General features: G+C 68.2%; 20 protein-coding genes. 17 read left to right on the plus strand and 3 right to left on the minus strand.

Annotated elements, in window-relative coordinates:
• Positions 1-89: 89 nt before the first annotated feature.
• Positions 90-296, minus strand: coding sequence for a hypothetical protein (locus tag KY497_RS16800; protein ID WP_258185721.1), 207 nt, complete (start codon positions 294-296; stop codon positions 90-92).
• Between KY497_RS16800 and KY497_RS16985 the strand changes: the two genes are divergently transcribed.
• Positions 247-1,059, plus strand: a complete 813-nt coding sequence (locus KY497_RS16985; protein ID WP_375140934.1) for a helix-turn-helix domain-containing protein — start codon at positions 247-249, stop codon at positions 1,057-1,059. The genes KY497_RS16800 and KY497_RS16985 overlap by 50 nt on opposite strands.
• Positions 1,060-1,566: 507 nt before the next feature.
• Here KY497_RS16985 and KY497_RS14315 read toward each other — a convergent pair.
• Positions 1,567-2,040: a Dps family protein gene (locus tag KY497_RS14315; RefSeq protein ID WP_219870354.1), complete on the minus strand. Its 474-nt coding sequence runs from the start codon at positions 2,038-2,040 to the stop codon at positions 1,567-1,569.
• A 247-nt stretch (positions 2,041-2,287) separates the two neighbouring features.
• On the opposite strand from KY497_RS14315, the gene KY497_RS14320 reads away from it, so the two are divergent.
• From KY497_RS14320 to KY497_RS14340, 5 genes are all read left to right on the plus strand, one after another.
• Positions 2,288-2,878 (plus strand): RraA family protein, encoded by a 591-nt coding sequence (locus tag KY497_RS14320; RefSeq protein WP_219870355.1) that lies wholly within the window; start codon positions 2,288-2,290, stop codon positions 2,876-2,878.
• 289 nt (positions 2,879-3,167) lie between these two features.
• The gene (locus KY497_RS14325) at positions 3,168-4,829 is read left to right on the plus strand and encodes an arginine--tRNA ligase (protein WP_219870356.1); all 1,662 of its coding nucleotides are present in this window, start codon (positions 3,168-3,170) and stop codon (positions 4,827-4,829) included.
• 340 nt (positions 4,830-5,169) lie between these two features.
• Positions 5,170-6,264, plus strand: a complete 1,095-nt coding sequence (locus tag KY497_RS14330; RefSeq protein ID WP_219869351.1) for a site-specific DNA-methyltransferase — start codon at positions 5,170-5,172, stop codon at positions 6,262-6,264.
• A gap of 714 nt (positions 6,265-6,978) precedes the next feature.
• On the plus strand, positions 6,979-7,539 hold the full coding sequence (locus KY497_RS14335; protein WP_219869352.1) for a hypothetical protein: 561 nt from the start codon (positions 6,979-6,981) through the stop codon (positions 7,537-7,539).
• Between the two features lie 43 nt (positions 7,540-7,582).
• Positions 7,583-8,761: a hypothetical protein gene (locus KY497_RS14340; RefSeq protein WP_219869353.1), complete on the plus strand. Its 1,179-nt coding sequence runs from the start codon at positions 7,583-7,585 to the stop codon at positions 8,759-8,761.
• Between the two features lie 5 nt (positions 8,762-8,766).
• On the opposite strand, the gene KY497_RS14345 is transcribed toward KY497_RS14340, so the two are convergent.
• A complete protein-coding gene (locus tag KY497_RS14345) occupies positions 8,767-9,048 on the minus strand; it encodes a helix-turn-helix domain-containing protein (RefSeq protein WP_219869354.1) in 282 nt (93 codons plus the stop codon).
• A gap of 373 nt (positions 9,049-9,421) precedes the next feature.
• Here KY497_RS14345 and KY497_RS14350 point away from each other — a divergent pair, with 373 nt between their 5' ends.
• The 11 genes from KY497_RS14350 (at position 9,422) to KY497_RS14400 (ending at position 17,554) form a co-directional block, all read left to right on the plus strand.
• On the plus strand, positions 9,422-10,303 hold the full coding sequence (locus KY497_RS14350) for a bifunctional DNA primase/polymerase (protein WP_219869355.1): 882 nt from the start codon (positions 9,422-9,424) through the stop codon (positions 10,301-10,303).
• A complete protein-coding gene (locus tag KY497_RS14355) occupies positions 10,300-11,016 on the plus strand; it encodes a DUF2637 domain-containing protein (RefSeq protein WP_219869356.1) in 717 nt (238 codons plus the stop codon). The genes KY497_RS14350 and KY497_RS14355 overlap by 4 nt, the downstream gene beginning before the upstream one ends.
• Entirely contained in the window at positions 11,013-11,432 is a 420-nt protein-coding gene (locus tag KY497_RS14360) for a hypothetical protein (RefSeq protein ID WP_219869357.1), read from the plus strand. The genes KY497_RS14355 and KY497_RS14360 overlap by 4 nt, the downstream gene beginning before the upstream one ends.
• A gap of 247 nt (positions 11,433-11,679) precedes the next feature.
• Positions 11,680-12,504 (plus strand): hypothetical protein, encoded by an 825-nt coding sequence (locus KY497_RS14365; protein ID WP_219869358.1) that lies wholly within the window; start codon positions 11,680-11,682, stop codon positions 12,502-12,504.
• Positions 12,505-12,510: 6 nt separating this feature from the next.
• A complete protein-coding gene (locus KY497_RS14370; protein WP_219869359.1) occupies positions 12,511-13,584 on the plus strand; it encodes a ParB N-terminal domain-containing protein in 1,074 nt (357 codons plus the stop codon).
• A complete protein-coding gene (locus KY497_RS14375; protein ID WP_219869360.1) occupies positions 13,571-14,023 on the plus strand; it encodes a hypothetical protein in 453 nt (150 codons plus the stop codon). The genes KY497_RS14370 and KY497_RS14375 overlap by 14 nt, the downstream gene beginning before the upstream one ends.
• Before the next feature lie 57 nt (positions 14,024-14,080).
• The gene (locus KY497_RS14380) at positions 14,081-14,779 is read left to right on the plus strand and encodes a hypothetical protein (protein ID WP_219869361.1); all 699 of its coding nucleotides are present in this window, start codon (positions 14,081-14,083) and stop codon (positions 14,777-14,779) included.
• A 15-nt stretch (positions 14,780-14,794) separates the two neighbouring features.
• The gene (locus KY497_RS14385; protein ID WP_219869362.1) at positions 14,795-15,967 is read left to right on the plus strand and encodes a M23 family metallopeptidase; all 1,173 of its coding nucleotides are present in this window, start codon (positions 14,795-14,797) and stop codon (positions 15,965-15,967) included.
• A gap of 68 nt (positions 15,968-16,035) precedes the next feature.
• Complete coding sequence (locus KY497_RS14390) at positions 16,036-16,302, plus strand: DUF6112 family protein (protein WP_219869363.1); 267 nt, start codon at positions 16,036-16,038, stop codon at positions 16,300-16,302.
• 7 nt (positions 16,303-16,309) lie between these two features.
• Positions 16,310-17,149, plus strand: a complete 840-nt coding sequence (locus tag KY497_RS14395) for a hypothetical protein (RefSeq protein ID WP_219869364.1) — start codon at positions 16,310-16,312, stop codon at positions 17,147-17,149.
• A gap of 81 nt (positions 17,150-17,230) precedes the next feature.
• Positions 17,231-17,554, plus strand: coding sequence for a DUF6112 family protein (locus KY497_RS14400; protein ID WP_214390145.1), 324 nt, complete (start codon positions 17,231-17,233; stop codon positions 17,552-17,554).
• Positions 17,555-17,569: the final 15 nt, after the last annotated feature.

A 17,569-nucleotide genomic window follows, 5' to 3' on the forward strand; every position in this document is an offset into this window, starting at 1 on the left:
TCCATGCGCGCATCACAGGCGAGTCAGTGTCTACTTGACCCTGCGGCCGGTTCTAACGCAAGATCACTATACTGGACCATGAGGTCCAATCAGGCTTCGACATACCGACCTGTGTCCTGCGATGACTGAAGGCGATCAATCAGGCTGAGTCGGGCGAGCAGGCGGGAGGTCGAGGTGATCAGACTCTCAAGCGAGACGCTTTTTCCTACATCGTTCCCGATCGCAACTCGAACCATCGTCTGTTCGATGCCATCAACTTCTGCCATCGAAGAAGGCGTCAAATTGATCTTCGTCACCGAAGGGCAGGGGCAGCTCCGCACGGGCTCAGGCGCGATCGACCTAAGAGTGGGCTCCGTCGTAGTTCTACCCACCGGCACATGGTGCGCTGCCGAACCGTGGCACCCCTTCGAGATGGTGGCCCTTTACCTTCACCCTCTTTTCGCAGAGTCTCTGGTCAGTTGGATGCCTTCTACGCACCCGCTGACGCACCATATGCTGAGGGCGACTTCCGGGGACGAAGATGCCAGCACGCTACATCTGAGTGAAGCCGCGATGGCCTCGCTGCGGCCTAGACTCGTCACTCTCTCCGCGCACGAATTGAAAGTCGCCGACGAGTTCGCCGTGTATGCGGACCTCGCGAGTTTGTTCTCCGACATCGGCCGCGTGGCAGGGAACGGCTCGCCCGTGACCGCCTCTGCGGAAGCGTCACTGCGGACTCTCCGTCTCGAAGTTGCGCGCGCCGCGTGGGTATTGCGCCAACATCCGGCTAAGCCCTGGTCCACTAGCACTCTTGCAGCTGAAGTTTCCTTATCGGCTTCGCAGTTGACACGTCTTTTCCAGGAGGAGCTCGGAATCGGCCCCGCAGCTTTTCTCCGGAACGTACGGATAGATCGCATGGCCGGCCACTTGGTGGAGAACGATATGTCAGTCGCGGAGGCATCGCGTGCGACTGGATGGTCGAGTCGGTCTGCCGCCAGTCGCGCGTTCAAGAGACGCTACGGAGTCAGCCCAAGCAACTTCGCGCGCGAACGTGCTGAGAGATTGCTGACTCCGCGCTGACTCCGGCGATCGGCCGGTCCTCGGAGTCGGCTCGACTCACGCGAAGAATGGAGTCAGTTTCTCTGCCGAATACACTGTGGAGGCGGCGCCGAATACTTGCCCGCATTCACCTACTCAGGCGACGGTGTGCCCGGACGCTCGCTGGCGAAGCGGAACCGCCCGATCGTGGTTTCGCCAGACGCTCGGTCGGTAAGCGAGAGGCCGACGACAACGGTGCCGTCTCTCGCCCAGCCGATGTCGAAAGACTTCCGCTCTCGCCGAGACCAGAACAGGGTGAGCTTCCCATCATGTTCAAGGCGCCATTTTCCTGTGGTGACAGACCCTCCTCGGGTGTAGACGGCGCCACCCTCGGTGTCGAATCGGTGGGTTGCTCCGTCGCTATAGGCCAGCTCCGCCCCGAGGAGGGCCGATCGGTAGTCCGCAAAACACAAGCCGACAAACGACTCCTCGGACGAGCCAAGACGCTCCGGATCCACATGTCCCCCCTTTTGACTATGTGCCCGCGACTTAGTCGGCCACGTGCGCGGAAAGGAACCAGCGATCCTTCTCGAGCGTTTGCATGACGGCGATCGCCACGTCCTGGCTCGGAAGGTCGACTCCGTCGAGAGCTTCGATTGCAACCCTGGTCGCGCTGATCACGACGTCGATGTCCGCGACGAGATCTCTCACGCTGTCGTCCCACTGGCTGAACCCCGCGGCAACCCGCGTCGATGTTCCCGCGGCGACCGTACACACACGCGCGTCGACCGGCAGCCCCAGCGCGACGATCCGCTCAGCGGCTTGGTCAGCGCTCGTTTGGGCGTTGCCGACGATCGTGTCGAGCAGCTCGTGGATCGCGACGAAGTTTTCGCCGCGAACGTTCCAATGCGCCTGCTTACCATTCACGGCAAGGGCCTGGAGCCCGAGAACCATCGGCGTCAGGACGTGAGACGCAGTCATCGCGTCGGTCGCGCTCTCAAGAATCATCTGAGTCTCGGACATTTCGATGGGCCTCCAGCCATGGCAGTCTCTAACCATTATCTCGAGTGTGGTCCCAAGGGTCCACTTTGTCTAGGGTTGACCTGCAGCATCGATAGCTGGGGCACCGTCGGTAGTGGTGACCAATGGAAGAGGAGGACAACTGGTGGTAGTAAGCCCGTCGAACCGATCGTCAAGCGAGGCGGATGAGCGTCGGGCGCTCTCTGCCGCGACCCTCACCTGCGCTGATGTGACGGATGCGTTGGGACGGATGCATCGGCACCGAGCGCACACAACCGGGCTTGTGAGCCCCGTACCAGCACGCCCGCTGTTTGGCCGGATCATAACCATCTCGTTCTTCCCTTCGTGCTCCGAGAAACTTGGGGCCGAGGAGTTCAACTTCGGGCAGCTTTTTCATCGGGCGGTGCAAGGCGCTTCGGCTGACCCTGCGCACACTGCCCTTGTGATGGCCAGCAATGGGTACACGGAGACATCCCTCGGTGGCGGGACCAAGCTCTCGCGGCTGGCCAAGGCCGGCCTTGCGGGAGTGCTAACCGACGGTCGTCTCCGCGACTTCGACGAACTCGCCGGGGAGCCTTACGCTGCCTGGTGCTCGGGAGAAGCCGTCGCTTGGGGCGGGGGCGAGATCACGCCATTCCAAGCAAACGTCCCCGTCGTGATCGGAGGAGTCGGTGTGTATCCCGGACAGTATGTCTTCTGCGACTCCTCCGGAGCGGTATTCATTCCGGAAGCACACGTCGACGCCGTGCTGGAAACCGCGCACCAGATTCGCAGAGACGACGTTTCCTTCCGCGCCGTGATAGCACAGGAGAGCGGCGAGACACACGGGACCGAGCGTTGAACCGGCCCCCTTCCGGTTGCGGGTCGACGGAGGTTGGATCTATGAGATTGTCTGTCCTCGTTGAACGAGTGCCGGAGGGGTGGACGCGTGCGATGTACAACGGGCGCACCTATGGATTGGCACGCACCACTCGGGCAGGCGGGCGAATCATCACGATCTCCGCCCGAGAGCTCGGCGGTGCCGACCTGATCAGCGCAAATGTGTATCGCACCGTCACGGCGGATCACTTACGAGCTTGTGAGATACCCACGTCCAAGGTGCTCGCATTCCTCCGGGCGTGGACGCCAGCATGACCCGGGACTTGATCGCTGCCCTGCTTGGTGTTGTCGCCGAGCTTGCGGAAGAGCGGCGCCTGGACTCGTCGAGGGAACTACCTGTCGGTGACGTCTCTGTCGAGCGGCCTCGGAGCCGTGATCATGGAGATTGGGCGTCTAGCGTTGCGCTCAAGCTAGCCAAATACTTCGAGGCCGAACCTCGTGAGCTCGCGATGGAGATTGCGGAACGCCTCGCGAAGACACCCAGCATCACGAGCGTGGAGGTCGCCGGTCCGGGCTTCATTAACGTGCGGCTGGACAACGCTGTCTCGGGAACCGTCGCCAAGACGATCGTGGAGGCTGGGGTCGCGTTCGGGTCGAACGATCAACAGCGCGGGAGCACGATCAGTCTTGAGTTCGTAAGCGCGAACCCCACCGGCCCTCTACACATTGGCCACACCCGGTGGGCGGCGCTCGGTGATGCTATCGCGCGCCTCCTAATTGCCAGCGGGGCCTCGCTCGTGCGCGAGTTCTACATCAATGATGCCGGGGTCCAGATGGAGCGCTTTGGGCGGTCGGTGCTTGCTGCGGCGACGGGTGCGCCGACCCCTGAAGCCGGCTACGTCGGTTCTTACATCGAAGATCTCGCCCGTCGCGTGGTTGCAGCGCGCCCCGATCTGCTGGACCTCGATGAGGCGGAGGGTCTGGCGGTAGCCCGTGATCTGGCGTACGGGTTCCAGCTCGGGGAGATCCAGGCATCCCTCGCTGCGTTGAACGTGAGTTTCGATGTGTGGTTCTCGGAGCGCCTGCTGCACGCGCGTGTGGAGGGTCGGCCGAGCCTCGTCGATGAGGCGGTGGACCGGCTGCGTGAGCAGGGACACGTCTTCGACGAAGACGACGCTGTGTGGGTGCGCACCACGGAGTTCGGCGACGACAAGGACCGGGTCATTCGCCGCGCCAACGGCGAATACACCTACTTCGCGTCGGACGCCGCGTACTACCTCGATAAAAGCGACCGAGGCTATGCGCGCAAGATCTATCTCCTCGGCGCCGACCATCACGGCTATGTGCACCGGCTTAGGGCCCTCGCGGGTGCCGCTGGTGACGACCCAGACGAAGACATCGAGGTGCTCATCGGGCAACTCGTCTCGATCAACGGCGCGCGCCTGAGCAAACGTGCGGGCAACATCATCGAACTCGACGACCTGCGTGACTGGCTCGGCACCGACACCCTGCGCTATTGGCTCGCGCGCTACCCCGCCGACTCCCCGCTTGCCCTCGACCCCGATGTCCTCCGCAAGCACACGAACGACAACCCCGTCTTCTACGTGCAGTATGCCCACGCCCGCACGCGTAACGTCGCGCGCAATGCCATGGCATCCGGGGTCACACGCGATGAGTTCGCGCCAGAGTTGCTGACGCATGAGACGGAGTCGGCACTCCTTGGCGCGCTGCAGGGGTTCCCAGGCATAGTCGCGTTCGCCGCCGAGGTGCGCGAGCCGCACCGTGTCGCCCGGTACCTCGAGGAGTTGGCGGGCCTATACCATCGCTGGTACAACACTTGTCGGGTCATTCCACTCGACCAAGCTCCGATCCTGACGGTACATCGATCAAGACTGTGGCTCAACGACGCGACCGGCCAAGTGATTCGAAACGCACTGGACCTCCTTGGGGTCAGTGCGCCGGACCGAATGTAGACCCGAGCACGGCTGGGCACGGACGAGTGCCCACCCGACCGTCGTCGCGATCTAGTGGTGACAGGCTGGCGCGAGCTCGAAAGCGAGGTCGTAGGCGCCGCCCAGCCAGCTCACCATGCCCTGGTCTGGCTGTCGCATTTGACTCAGAGGGCTCGTATTCGTCGATTGCCGATCGTGTGGAGCACTTGGAGTGGGGCCCGGGCGTCCGCTGGGTCGACGACAGAAGGGGCGATCGGGAAGCGGCGGCATGGGTGCTTGGCGGGCGATCGGGTGGGCGTACCTGGCTGGCACGGGTTTCGTCGGGCAACGGCGGCGAACATGCTCTGAGAGCAGGTACTCCATGCCGCACGAGGTTCCGCATGCCTACGGGACCGGTGATCTTCCTGTCGAGATCGACCGGGACGGAGCGGTCATCCTGGGTGGGGACTCTGTCGCGGTCCTTCCCCGACTGGCCGCCGGAGTGGCGGACGCGCTGGTGACAGACCCGCCCTACGGCCTGGAGTTCAACGGGCACGCGTGGGACGGCGCCGCGGGGTTCGCAGAATCACTGCCGGACATCGACCTGTCGACAATGACCGGGCCGGAGGTCTTCGAGGCGTGGTGCGCGGCGTGGGCGCGCGGCGCATTGCACGCGTTGAAGCCTGGCGCGCACCTGGCTGCGTTCGGCGGCACCCGCACGTGGCATCGGATGGTGCGCGGGATCGAGGACGCGGGATTCGAGGTGCGCGATCAGATTGCCTGGCTGTACTCCTCGGGGATGCCCAAGAGCATGGATCTCTCCTATGCACTGGACAAGCGCAACGGGGTGCTGCGCCCGGACCGGGTGGTGCAGGAGTCGGAGCGGGAAGGAGTGCTCGGCGCGACACGTCGTGTCGTGCAGCAGGGCGCACCGGTCAGCGAGGATGCGAAGCAGTGGGCGGGCTGGGGCACCGGGTTGCGGCCATCCTTCGAACCGATCATCATCGCCCGCAAGCCCGTCCCGGGCACGGTGGTCGACAGCGTGCTGACGCATGGCACCGGGGCGTTGCACATCGACGCGGCACGGTTCGGTGAGGGCCGGTGGCCGGCCAATGTGGCGTTGGATGGCGCGCAGGCCGAGACGCTGGATCTGCTGACCGGCTCTTGGCGAGGAACTCCGGCCTCGACCCGGTTCCCGATCTTCCGTTACGAGCACAAGGCGCCGGGATCGGAGCGGCCGCGCGCGTTCGGGGTCTCGCATTCGACGGTGAAGCCGCTGTCGTTGATGCGGTGGCTGGTGCGCCTGCTCACCCCGCGCGGCGGGCTCGTGTTGGAGCCGTTCGCCGGCTCGGGTGCGACGGTGGAGGCGGCGCTGGAGGAAGGGATGCGGGTGGTCGCGATGGAGAAGGACCCCAGCTTCGTCCCGCTGATCGCCTCACGCATCGACCGCGTCGCGATGCGGCACGCCGACCCCTGACCCGCCGGCCGGGCGTTCACCCGGAGCGGGTTGAGAAGACCGCGGAAGGAAGCGACCATCGAACGCTCGTGAGCGCCGCCTACCTCTGTGATGTGCGCGAGGCGTGCGCACCCGAGAGGCAGGAGGGATCATCATGGCCGAGCTTCCCGACGACGGCGACCACGGCGAGCTGTGGCACGTGCGTGTACCGGTCGTGTTCGAGATCGCCGCACGCTCATGGGCGCAGGCTCGCGGGATCGTCGATCAGACGCTCACCTCACGGTCTGTCGGAGCCCTATCCGCGCCCGAGGGACGCGAAGGCATCCGCGGCTGGTCGCATCAGGAGGACTCCTACCCGGGCCTCAACACGTCGGCGTCCACGCAGCAGACGTTCCTCGCAGACCTGACAACGATCGAGGTGCTCCGCACGCTCGTGGAAACCGAGGCGCAGGAGCCGGGCACACTGCGCGTTCTGACCGACGCGGAGCTGCAGCGGCTGCGCATCACTTTGGCGGCGGCGGACCGGTACTTGGAAATCCCGAACCCGGAGTACCCCGAGTCCGATCCGCTGTTCGCCGGCCACGCCAGCGAGGCGGCACCCGAGTTGCCCGAAGGGTTGTACGAGGGCACGGACTTCAGCGGGCGGCCGGTCCGACTCGCCGTGGGCCCGTCCCGCCTGAGCCCGCTCGGGCGCACAGCTGCAACCCTGCCAGCGGGCAACGTGGACTCCCGTGCTTGGCCCAGATCGCCGAGGCGCTGCAGGACTACGACCGCACCCAGCACCCGTCCGCCGCACTGGAGCAGATCTCCCACCTGGTGCGGGCCGCAGGTCACGACGGCCTGGACTCCCGGGAGCTCCTCGCCAACCGCACGGCGAGGACACGGCCACAGTTCGTCACGGTCGGGGTGATCACGTGGTCCGACGACCCCGACGTCGAGCCCTCGATCCTCATCGGCTCCCGCAGCACCGATCTCGCCCGCCGCGTCGCGACCCAGCTGTACGAGGAGCTCGCAGAGTCCGAAGCCTTCGCCGGCGGCCGCGAGTTCATCGACAAACACACACCGATCCAGCAGTGGAACACCCCCGAGGATGTCGATCAGTGGCTCGAGGCTCTCGCCGACGAGACCCCGATGCCGCGGGCGACCATCACCCAACTGCCCGTCGCCGACCTGACCGGTCCCGCGGGGCAGTACGAGCGGGACCTGTCCTACGCGCTCGCCCGCCGTGCCTCGCAGCTCGCCGCGGGAGAGGCAGCGCCGTCCCGATCAGGCGCCGGGCCGGCACGCGAGCTGTGACCTACCTGACCCTCAGCACCCACGGCAGGACGAGGAGCACACCATGACCGACGCAGAGCAGAAGTTCACCATCCCGGTCGTCTTCGAGGTCGCCGGGACGACGCGGGAGCAGGCGGCCCAGGGGCTGCACACGCTGCTGTCCCGAGCGGACCGCCTGTTGACCGACGCTGCACCCCTGCGCGAGCTCGGCGACGTCTTCTCCCCGCTGGAGGATCGATGGTTCCCCGAGGCCGGGCTGAAGCACATCGACGGGAACAGCCACGCCGACCTGCGGCTGCGAGAACCGCACGCGTTCGCCGACACCTATACGGAAACCCCTGTGTTCGACATGCTCGCCAAGATCTTCCCCGAGGAGCCGGACCCGGATGCGTTCCGTGATGAGCACGGTGAGGTCGATGAGAACGCGTACGGGGCGGCGTTCGACGAGTTCACCGAGCAGGCACTGGATATCGCCATGTACCTGCGGCGTCCCACCTACCTCCTCGCGCGCGTCGAGGAGGTCCAGCGGCTACGCGAGGGCATCGCGGGACTGCTCCAGGAACACCCGTTGCCGGCGGAACCGCGCCGCCAGGACTACCTGGTCACGATCGCACCCGGCTACGAGGGCGAGATCGAAGGAGCCCGCTACGCCTGGGACCACACGCAGTGGCAGGCAGACTTCAACCGGATCGCTGAGGCCCGCGAGCAGCGGCTGCGCCGCCTCATCAACACCGACACCGTGAACGCGACCTCCTCACCGCCCAACCATCGCGTGGCGCCAGCTCAGCAGGGCGAGGGAGCCGAGCCAGAGACGAACGCGACGACGCGGTCTGCTCGATCGACCACACCGGCCGTCGACGCCTCGCCTGCGCCTGCCCGCCCATCCGCAACGAAAGAGCTGTGGACCTACCGCGTTCCGGTTGAGTTCGAGGTCTCCGCGCACACCGCAGACGAGGCCCGCATCCTGGTCGACGACGGCCTGACTGGCGACGCTGCCGCAGGAACACCGGCGGCCGTCCAGCGGCGGCAACAGGTACTGGCGGATGGCGACGTGCACGGAGTGCTCGGCTGGCGCCACCTCGGAAACCACGACACACCCCCGGCGCCCTCCTCACGCCTCGAGCGGGGAGCACTGCTGTCAGACCTGCTGCGCGATCGCAGTCACCGGCTCACCGGGCACGAGGTCACCGGTGACCCGGAGGCAGATCGGCGCGGGCTGCGCCCGGATCTGCCCGGCCGGTGACCCCGCTAGGCGTCCGGCCACTCGACGTCCCGTCCGGACGGGAGCAGCTCGGCAACCTCGAGCTGGAGTGCCTGTCCCAGGCGCACGAGCATCTTCAGCGAGGGGTTGGCCGGTGACCCCGGCTTCCAGAACCCGCGCTCGAGCTGCTGGTAGTGCGTGCGGGTGAGACCGGCACGGTGGGCAAGGTTCTCCTGCGTGATATCCAGCGCGATCCGCCGACGTTGCAGTTCGATTCCGAGGTTCTTGGCGTACTCCTCCCAAGACGAAGGCGCGGGAGAGGAAGGCATCCCCTCTACGCTGACGAGATCCACCTCTATCGTCAGCCAGAAATATCCGGCATAATCTATCTGGCTTGAGGTCTCGAGCCTCCCGCCTGCGCTCAGCACCATCGGCAGCGCTGCGATCGCCTGCTCCCCCGGCGCATCGGACGCGAGTGGTGCTCGACTCGCGCATCTTCGTTGCTCAAACGCGCATGTTGCATCGAATCGCTGGACGGAACTTGACCGTCACGTTCGGATCGGTAGACGCCGCACCTGCGTGCTCGAGGCAACCAAGGCCCTGCGTCGAGGCCAGGTTCGCGGCTCCGGGTTACCGGCTAGTGACGCGCACCTGACGCTTGCAGTTCAGCGCTCGTCGCCTGAGCCGCGGGAGGAGGCGAACATGATCGAGACGCTGCACGAGACCCTGAGCGCCGTGCGTGCGCATGACGGCACCCTGCGTGAAGCCGCCCTGATGTATGCGGCTGCCGGCCTGGACGTGTTCCCCTGCGTCCCGGGCGGCAAGCAGCCGCTGACCACGCGCGGATACCGGGACGCGACCACCGGCGCACGCCGCATCAGAGGATGGTGGGCATGGAAGCCCGAGGCGAACATCGGCATCGCCACGGGACACGGCCTGGACGTGCTCGACATCGACGTGCATGCCGGCGGCGACGGCTACCGCACCCTCGAACGCCTCCACCGCGCGGGTATGGTCCCCGGAGCGCTCGCCGCCGTGCGCACACCGTCCGGCGGCACGCATCTGTACTTCCCCTCCGATCCCGACCGGCCACAACAGACGTGGTCCCGCGGCACGCGGCACGTCGACTTCCGCGGCACCGGCGGCTACGTCCTCGCCCCACCGTCGAGCGTGATCGATCAGAGCAGACGAGCGGGCTACACGATCCTTTCGCTCAACATCCAGGCGCGTCCGGTCGACGGCGACCGGATCCACGACCTACTCACCCCCATCCGCCCCCGCGTCACCACACCACGACGCGACGCAACGTCACGGGGCGGCGAAGAACTGACCCGCTGGCTCTTCGGCGCGGCCGAGGGTAACCGGAACGCCAGCCTGTTCTGGGCATCGTGCCGCCTGGCCGAGCAGGGCTTCGACGAGCAGGGCATCCACGATCTGCTCGACCGACCCGCGCTCGCCGTCGGGCTGGGTGCCCGGGAGATCAAGGCGACCATCCGATCCGCCTGGCGCACCATCCAGCTCACACCCGCTGCCGACGACGGGGGCCGATCGTCCAGTGCGATCCGGGGAGCCGTGCGGCGATGAGCACGCCCGCCGCGCCCCGCACCGCCCCGCCGGCGGATGCAGGCGTGGCCGGGCCCGCCAGCGGGGTGCCGCGCCTGGTGATCGCCAGCAGCGTCACCGGCACCCTGGTGCTCGCGCTGGGCGCGTTCTGGCTGTCCTTCACCACGCTGCAGGACCTGGCGATCATGGCCGGCATTCCCGCCGGGCAGGCGTGGGTGTGGCCACTGATCGTGGACGGCGTGATCCTCGAGGCCACCATCTCCGTCGTCGCCCTGCGCAACCAAGCACCGGCCGCGCGCCGCTACGCGTGGCTACTGCTGGCCTCCGGCGCCGGCGTGTCCGTCGCGGCGAACATCACCCACGCGATCGTCGCCGCCGACGCTCGCGTGCCCACGGTGGTCGCGGCACTGGTCGCCTCAGTGCCGCCGCTGGTACTGCTAGCGATGACCCACCTGACCGTCGAGCTCACCCGCAACGCCGCCCCCACACGCAGCGACGCGACACCGCCGGCTCGTGAGGATGAGCGCGCCAAGCCGCGGGCCGAACGGATGCGCCCGGTGTCCGCGGGGCGGGAGCGAGCGCGCGGCGATCGGGAGACGCGGGAGCAGGCAGCGCGGCTCGCAGCCGACGGGATCTCGCAACGGCAGATCGCGGCGCAGCTGGGCAAGCATCCGACCACGATCGGCCGGTGGCTGGCCGTACCTGACGAGGACACGGAAGGAGACCCGTCATGACCGACCCCGCACCCTCTGATCCCGCAGGCAGCGGGAACCCGCCCGAGGCGGAGCGCCCAGGTACGGAGCGTGCCGACACCGAGCGCCCCGATACGGAGCGCCCTGATACGGAGGACGCGCACGTGATCGCCCGCCACGGCGACCCGAGCGTGGGCCGCACGCCCGCACCGGCCGGACACCCGGAGACCCATGTGGAGTGGGTGCGTCCCACCGACATGGCCGCCCGCGCCGGCGCGCGCGTGATGGAGAAGACCGCGGACGTGAACCAGGACGTCCACGAGCTCGTCCGCCAAGCATCCCGCGACGGCGCCGCCCGCATCCGCCGCGCGCTGTCACACCGCGAGGCGGATCTCGTCCCTGATGCATCGACCAGCCCCGCGCAGCCCGTGCTGGGCAGGCAGGGGGTGAGCCGGTGACCTCTGCCTGCCCGGGCAGCCACCCGACGCCCGGCCCCGCATCCACCACCTGACCGACCACACTGCCGCCGCGACACTGCGGCGGCCCAGTGCACCGCGACAGCACCTGGTGCGTCGCGGCGCGGCTCAGTGACGCCTGAAACGAGCGCCCCGCCGGGAGGCACGTGCCACCGGTGAGGGCGCGGCGGGTCTTTCGCGGATGCGGGTTCATACCTCGCTTGTACCCAGATCCGTTGAGGGAGTCGCTATGCATGATCCATCCGTCCCGGACCAGACGAGTCCGGAATTCACTACCCCGGAGGGGCTGCGCCAGGTCCTCATCGACCTGAACACGCACAATGCGTGGGCGACCAGCTCGGTGGCCGCCGAGCTCATGGTCTACGCCACCGCGAAGTACACCCCGGTCGCCCGCGCCTGGCACCGCGACCCGGCCGACGCCGCCTATGAGGCTTTCATCGCCATGCGGCAGTCCACCACGGTGAAGGCCGACGATCCGTGGGCGGTGGTGACCCGCGCGGTCGCGCTCGGCATCGCCGCCGAGGCCCACGCCGACCGGGACATGACCAGCCAGGACAAGGCCCGCCGCCCCTCCAAGCGCCCGAGCGAAGAGCCGGTACGTGCGGGGCACTACGAGGAGTTCTTCTACGACGTCCACCCGCACGCCACCGAGCTCGTCGGCGGCGCCGGCCGTGACGATGACGGTTCCGCGGACCCGGTGATCCGCACCGTGTGCGTGTTCCTCGTCGTCGCCGGGTGGCCCGCCCGGCAGGTCGAGCAGGCCGTGGACTACATCGCCCACCGCGTCGCATCCCTGTCCTCGGGCGGGTCTGCCGTGGAGATCGTCTCGAAGGACCTCAGCATCGCGGTGCGCTTCGGCTACCGGCGGGAGGAGTGGGCAGAGCTCGTTCGCCTGCTCGTCGGGATCCCCGCCGGGCGGCGCCGGGCCGGGCGGTACGGGCTGCTGGCCCGGGTGCTGCTCGGCGACGACGTCGCGGACCTGCTCTCCGATACGGCGCTAGTCGACGTGGTGCGTCGGATGGCTCCCGTACCTGACGTGCGGGAAGGACGGTGAGCCGAGGTGGCACGCGGGCATCTGGTGCTGGAGCAGGCGATCGATCAGATCCGTCGCGGCTCGCAGTACCGGCGCGACCCGGACGAGGACCTCGACGAGCTATGCGGGTCGCTGGAGCGGGTCGGGATCCTCAACCCGCCGGCGATCACCGAGGACGCGGTGCTGATCACCGGGAACCGGCGCCTGGCCGCGATGGAACGCCTCGGCTGGCGGTCCACCCCCGTGTGGGTCGTGCCGGATGTGTCCGACAAGCTCTCCTACGTCCTCGCGATCCGCGACGAGCAGACCTTACAGAAGGCCCTGAAACCGCTGGAGCAGGCGGAGCTGTACGAGGAACTGAAAGCCCTGTACGCGGAGGACGCGCAGCGTCGCGACGCCGCCACCCGGTTCGGTTCCCCGGACCGTGACGCCCGCGTCGCCGAAGCACGGGACGGGGGTGCCGAATCGGCACCCCCGTCAGGTGGCGGCAAAGCACGCGTGCAGGCGGCCCGCGCGGTCACCGGGCGGGACTCGCGGACCATGCTCGAGCAGATCAACGAACTGCGCCGCATCGCAGCCGACGACACGGAGGACCCGTACGTGCGGCAGGAAGCGGCCGAGGCGCTCATCGAGCTGAACACCGACGGGAAGGTCAACGGCCGCTACCTCGCTGTCAAGACCGCGCAGAACCTCGCCGGCATCCGCCGTGCCGCCGACGACCCCGACGCGCCCGAGACCGTGCGTACGTCGGCGCGGCAGGAGCTGCAGACCCTGGAGAAGCTGGAGCGACCTGCCGAGGTCGCGAAAGAGTCCGGGCTGGCTCTGGCCCGCCTCACCCAGTTGCGCGAGAGTGCCGCTGGCGTGGAGCGGGTGGGATGGAAGGACGCCGACCCGCTGCTGCGGGAGAAGCATCAGATCCGCAAGCTCGTCGACTTGCTGCGCCGTGAGCACGGCTGGTGGGACAGGTTCGACCCGACCGACTTCGGCCGCCACGCCGAACCGGACCAGTGGGAGCTCGTGGACACCTACATCACGGCGGCCGCGGCATTCCTGGACGCCGCGCGCACGGCACGGGAGGAGACGGCCGATGCCGACGTTTGAGGACCCAGCGCGGGATGCCGACGAGCTCGGCGAGGCCGCCCGCGGGCTGGCCTACGCCACCCGCCGCATCTCTGTGCCGGATGACACCTACCGGGTGCTGGGCTCGATGCACTCCGCGCTCACGAGCCTGCAGCAGTCCCTTCGGCAGCTGGCGGACTGGCACGAACGGCACAGCCCGTTCGCGGCGACCGATGATGGAGACCGAGCTGCGGGCCAGGAGCAGGCGGCCAAGGCGTCGGGTTGGCTGACGATCGCCGCCGCGTCGCTGGACCAGGTCGTCCAGCTCGTCATGACCGCGCAGAGCGAGAACGGCCGGATCGCCTGGCACCCCGAGCCCAGACCGCTCGATCAGGCCCTTCAGGAGCGTTCCGCAGCCCTCGACGCGGACGCTCCGGCAACCGAGCAGGCGCGTGAGGACATGGGGCGCCGGTTGGAGTGACCTGCGCGGGTGCGCACCTGTGAGGTGCCAGACGACTCGGACAGGAGGCACCCCGTCATGACCGACCCCGCCCGCACCGGCCCGGACCGGACCCGCCGGCCTCGGCTGATCATCTCCCTCGCCGCCGCCGGCATCATCCTGGCCGTGCTGACCGGCGTCGGGATCTACGGCCTGGTCGCCGGCCCGCCCAGCCCGCGCCCGGCACCGGCTGACCCGACGGGGCCGTCGACGCCAGGCACCGTCGCGCCGACGTCTCCGACCCCCGGACCGATAGAGCTGGAGGCGCTGCCGGAGACGAGGAGTCCGGAACGGTTCGCCGAGGCCGTGGCGGAGGCACTGTTCGTGTGGGACACGTTCACCACATTCGGCCCCGATGATCACCGGGCGGTGCTGTTGGACGCAGCGGACCCGTCCGGCGCGGAGACGCCGGGACTGATCAGCGACCTGTCCCGCTACCTGCCGTCGGATGCGACGTGGCGGGACCTGCAGGAGTACCGCACCGCGCAGTGGATCGACATCGACCGGCTCTACGTCCCCGACCAGTGGTACAAAGCGGTCGCCGCCGCCGACGGACAGCTCGCCGACGGCCTGGTCGCCTACACCGTCGAGGGCACCCGGCACCGCACCGGGGTCTGGTTCGACGAGCAAGTGACCTCGGAGCATCCGGTGGCGTTCACGATGTTCCTGTCCTGCCCGCCGGCCACCGACCGGTGCGTCCTGCTGCGCCTGTCGCAGCTGGGCAACCCGCTGCGTTGAAACCGGGGCGGCGTGATGAAGAAGGCCTTGGTCGCCCTCGCGGCGTGGGTGATGCTGGCACCGATGCTGGCCCTCGTCGGCGTGGGGGTGCTGGTCAACCCGGCGGTGACGAACCAGGCGATGTGCATTGCCAGCGGCGTCGTGCTCGGACCCGTCCCCGACGAGCTGGAGGTCTCCACCGCGGACGGGGCGACGTTCACCCTGAACCGTCAGCAGCTCACCCACGCGGCCACGATCATCGAGACCGGCGCCCGCACGCTCGGGGTCGGACGCGACGGGATCCTCATCGCGCTGATGGCCGCCCTCACCGAGTCCACGCTGCGGCAGCTCGCCAACACCGGCGCGTACCCCGAGTCGGGCGAGTACCCCAACGACGGCAACGGGTCAGACCATGACTCGCTCGGGCTGTTCCAGATGCGCCCCGCATCCGGGTGGGGCACGGTCGCCGAGCTGATGGACACCGGCTACCAGGCGCGCGCGTTCTACGGCGGACCGGATGGCCCGAACTATCCGTCGCCGCGGGGGCTGCTGGATATCCCCGGGTGGCAGCAGATGGACAAGGGCGAAGCGGCGCAGGCGGTCGAGGTCTCGGCCTACCCGGACCGGTACCGCAACTACGAGCCCACCGCCCGGACGATCCTGCAAGCCCTCACGACCGGCGGGGGCAGCGGAGGCGGGTCGGGGGCTCCCGGCGACACGGACATCCCGGAGACCACGGCGCTGGTGTTCCCGCTGCCCAACGGCACCTACACGCACACCTCGGACTTCGGATGGCGCAGCGACCCGTTCACCGGCGAGCGGAGCTTCCACGCCGGCATCGACTGGGCCGCCGCCGACGGCACACCGATCTTCGCCCTCGCCGACGGCGTCGTCACCTACGCCGGGATGGTCGGAGGCACGTCCGGGCAGATCACCATCGAGCACACCATCGACGGTGAACGCATCGCGAGCGTCTACATCCACATGTGGGCGCACGGCATCCACGTCCAAGCCGGCGACCGGGTCATCGCCGGGCAGCACATCGGCGACGTCGGCTCCTCCGGCCGGTCCACCGGCCCGCACCTGCACTTCCAGCTACACCCCGGCGGCGCCGGCGCCTCCCCGGTGGATGCGATCCCGTGGCTGACCGACCACGGCGTCGAAGGCCTCGACGCCCCCACCAGTGGCGGCCCAGGCTGCGCCTTCTAGGACCGCACCACCGGGGCCGGGAGCGCACCTGTGCGGTGACCAGCGTGCTGTGACGGAGAGGAACCGCTGTGGATGTGTACCCGGACTTCGATGCCGTCGGCGGCCGCTCGACCCTGATCGGCATCGTCGGCGCCCTGCTGACGATCACCCTCATCATCGCGGTGCTGATGCTGATCATCTGCGCCATCGTGTGGGCCGTGTCGTCCTCCACCGGCAACGCCACCTCCGCCGCCAGAGGCCGGGTCGGCGTGTTCGTCTCCATCGGCGCGGCCGCGCTCGCCGGTGCCGGAGTGGCGTGGCTGAACTTCCTGCTGCGCGTGGGCACCACTCTCTGAGGACGCCATGGCCGATACGCAGACCCAGCCCACCAGTCACCAGCTCCTCCAGGTCCTCGAAGAGGAGCACCGTCCCGGCGGAGCGTGGATCTACCACACCGACCCGGACTGGTCACCCAGCGCGGCGATCGTGTTCCCCGAACGGATCCTGCTGCGCATCACCACAGCGGCAGGCGATGCCGGCTACGTGTGGGGCGTCGAGGAGTGGGACGGACGGGATGAGACCTACCGGCCCGTCCCGGGCGGTGCCGGTTCAGCGGCCACCCCAGAGGCGATGATCGGGATCGCTGCGACGTTCATCGACGAGGAGAACATCGGCGAACCTCTCCCGCTGACCACGTACCCGCTGGCCGAAGAGCTGGCCGAACGCATCACCGCCGGCTACCCGCACGCGCACTGGCGCTCCTACGTCAACAACGCCTACGGCAACGTGCTCGAGTACCCCGAACGGCAACGGCTGACGTTCTGGGACGACGCGAACTTCATGGGCTCCATCGACGGGTACACCTGGGTGATGGAGGTCTGGTCGACCCGTCAGCAGAACTGGGTCGAGGTCGAACCGTTCAGCGACGTCCTCTCCATCACCGAGCTGCGTGAGGTCATCAGCACCTTCCATGACGAGAACGAACGCGACCTCGCCGACGAACGAGCCGTGCTCCGGGGCGGCGGCGAACCGACGGCACGGACACTGGCCCGCGATGCCGTGCACGCCTCACACCGAGCGACCCGGCTCACCGAACAGCTCGCCGCACGCGCCGAAGAACTCGACCCAGACTCCGCCGGCGCGAACGGCCTGCGGGCAGGCGTCTCGCGCACCTCACCCGCGGCACGCCGGCTCGACTTGTAACCAGAGGGAAGGGCGGGGTCCGCACCTGTCGCGATGAGCCCCGCACCGGGCAGGGCTCACACATTCGTGAAGGAGCCCCGCATGACCCTCATCCTCGACGCCCTCGCCCAGACGGCGACCGTGCTGCCGGCGCAGATCGACATCAACCCCAACGATTCCGGACTGCCGGGCATCGCAGCTCTCCGCACCATCGTCGGCGCCGTGATGACCGTCGGACTCATCCTTTCCGTCCTCGCCCTGATCATCTCTGCCGTGGTCTGGGGCTTCGGCGCCAACAGCTCCAACCCGCACCTCGCCTCCCGCGGGAAGCTCGGCGTGCTGATCTCCTGCGGTGCCGCGATCATCACCGGCGCTGCCGTCACGCTCATCAACTTCTTCTGGAACGTCGGCCAGACCGTCTCCTGACCCGCCCCCTTCGAC

The organism is Microbacterium sp. PAMC22086 (assembly GCF_019443525.1).
In the GTDB taxonomy this organism is placed as follows: Bacteria; Actinomycetota; Actinomycetes; order Actinomycetales; family Microbacteriaceae; genus Microbacterium; species Microbacterium maritypicum.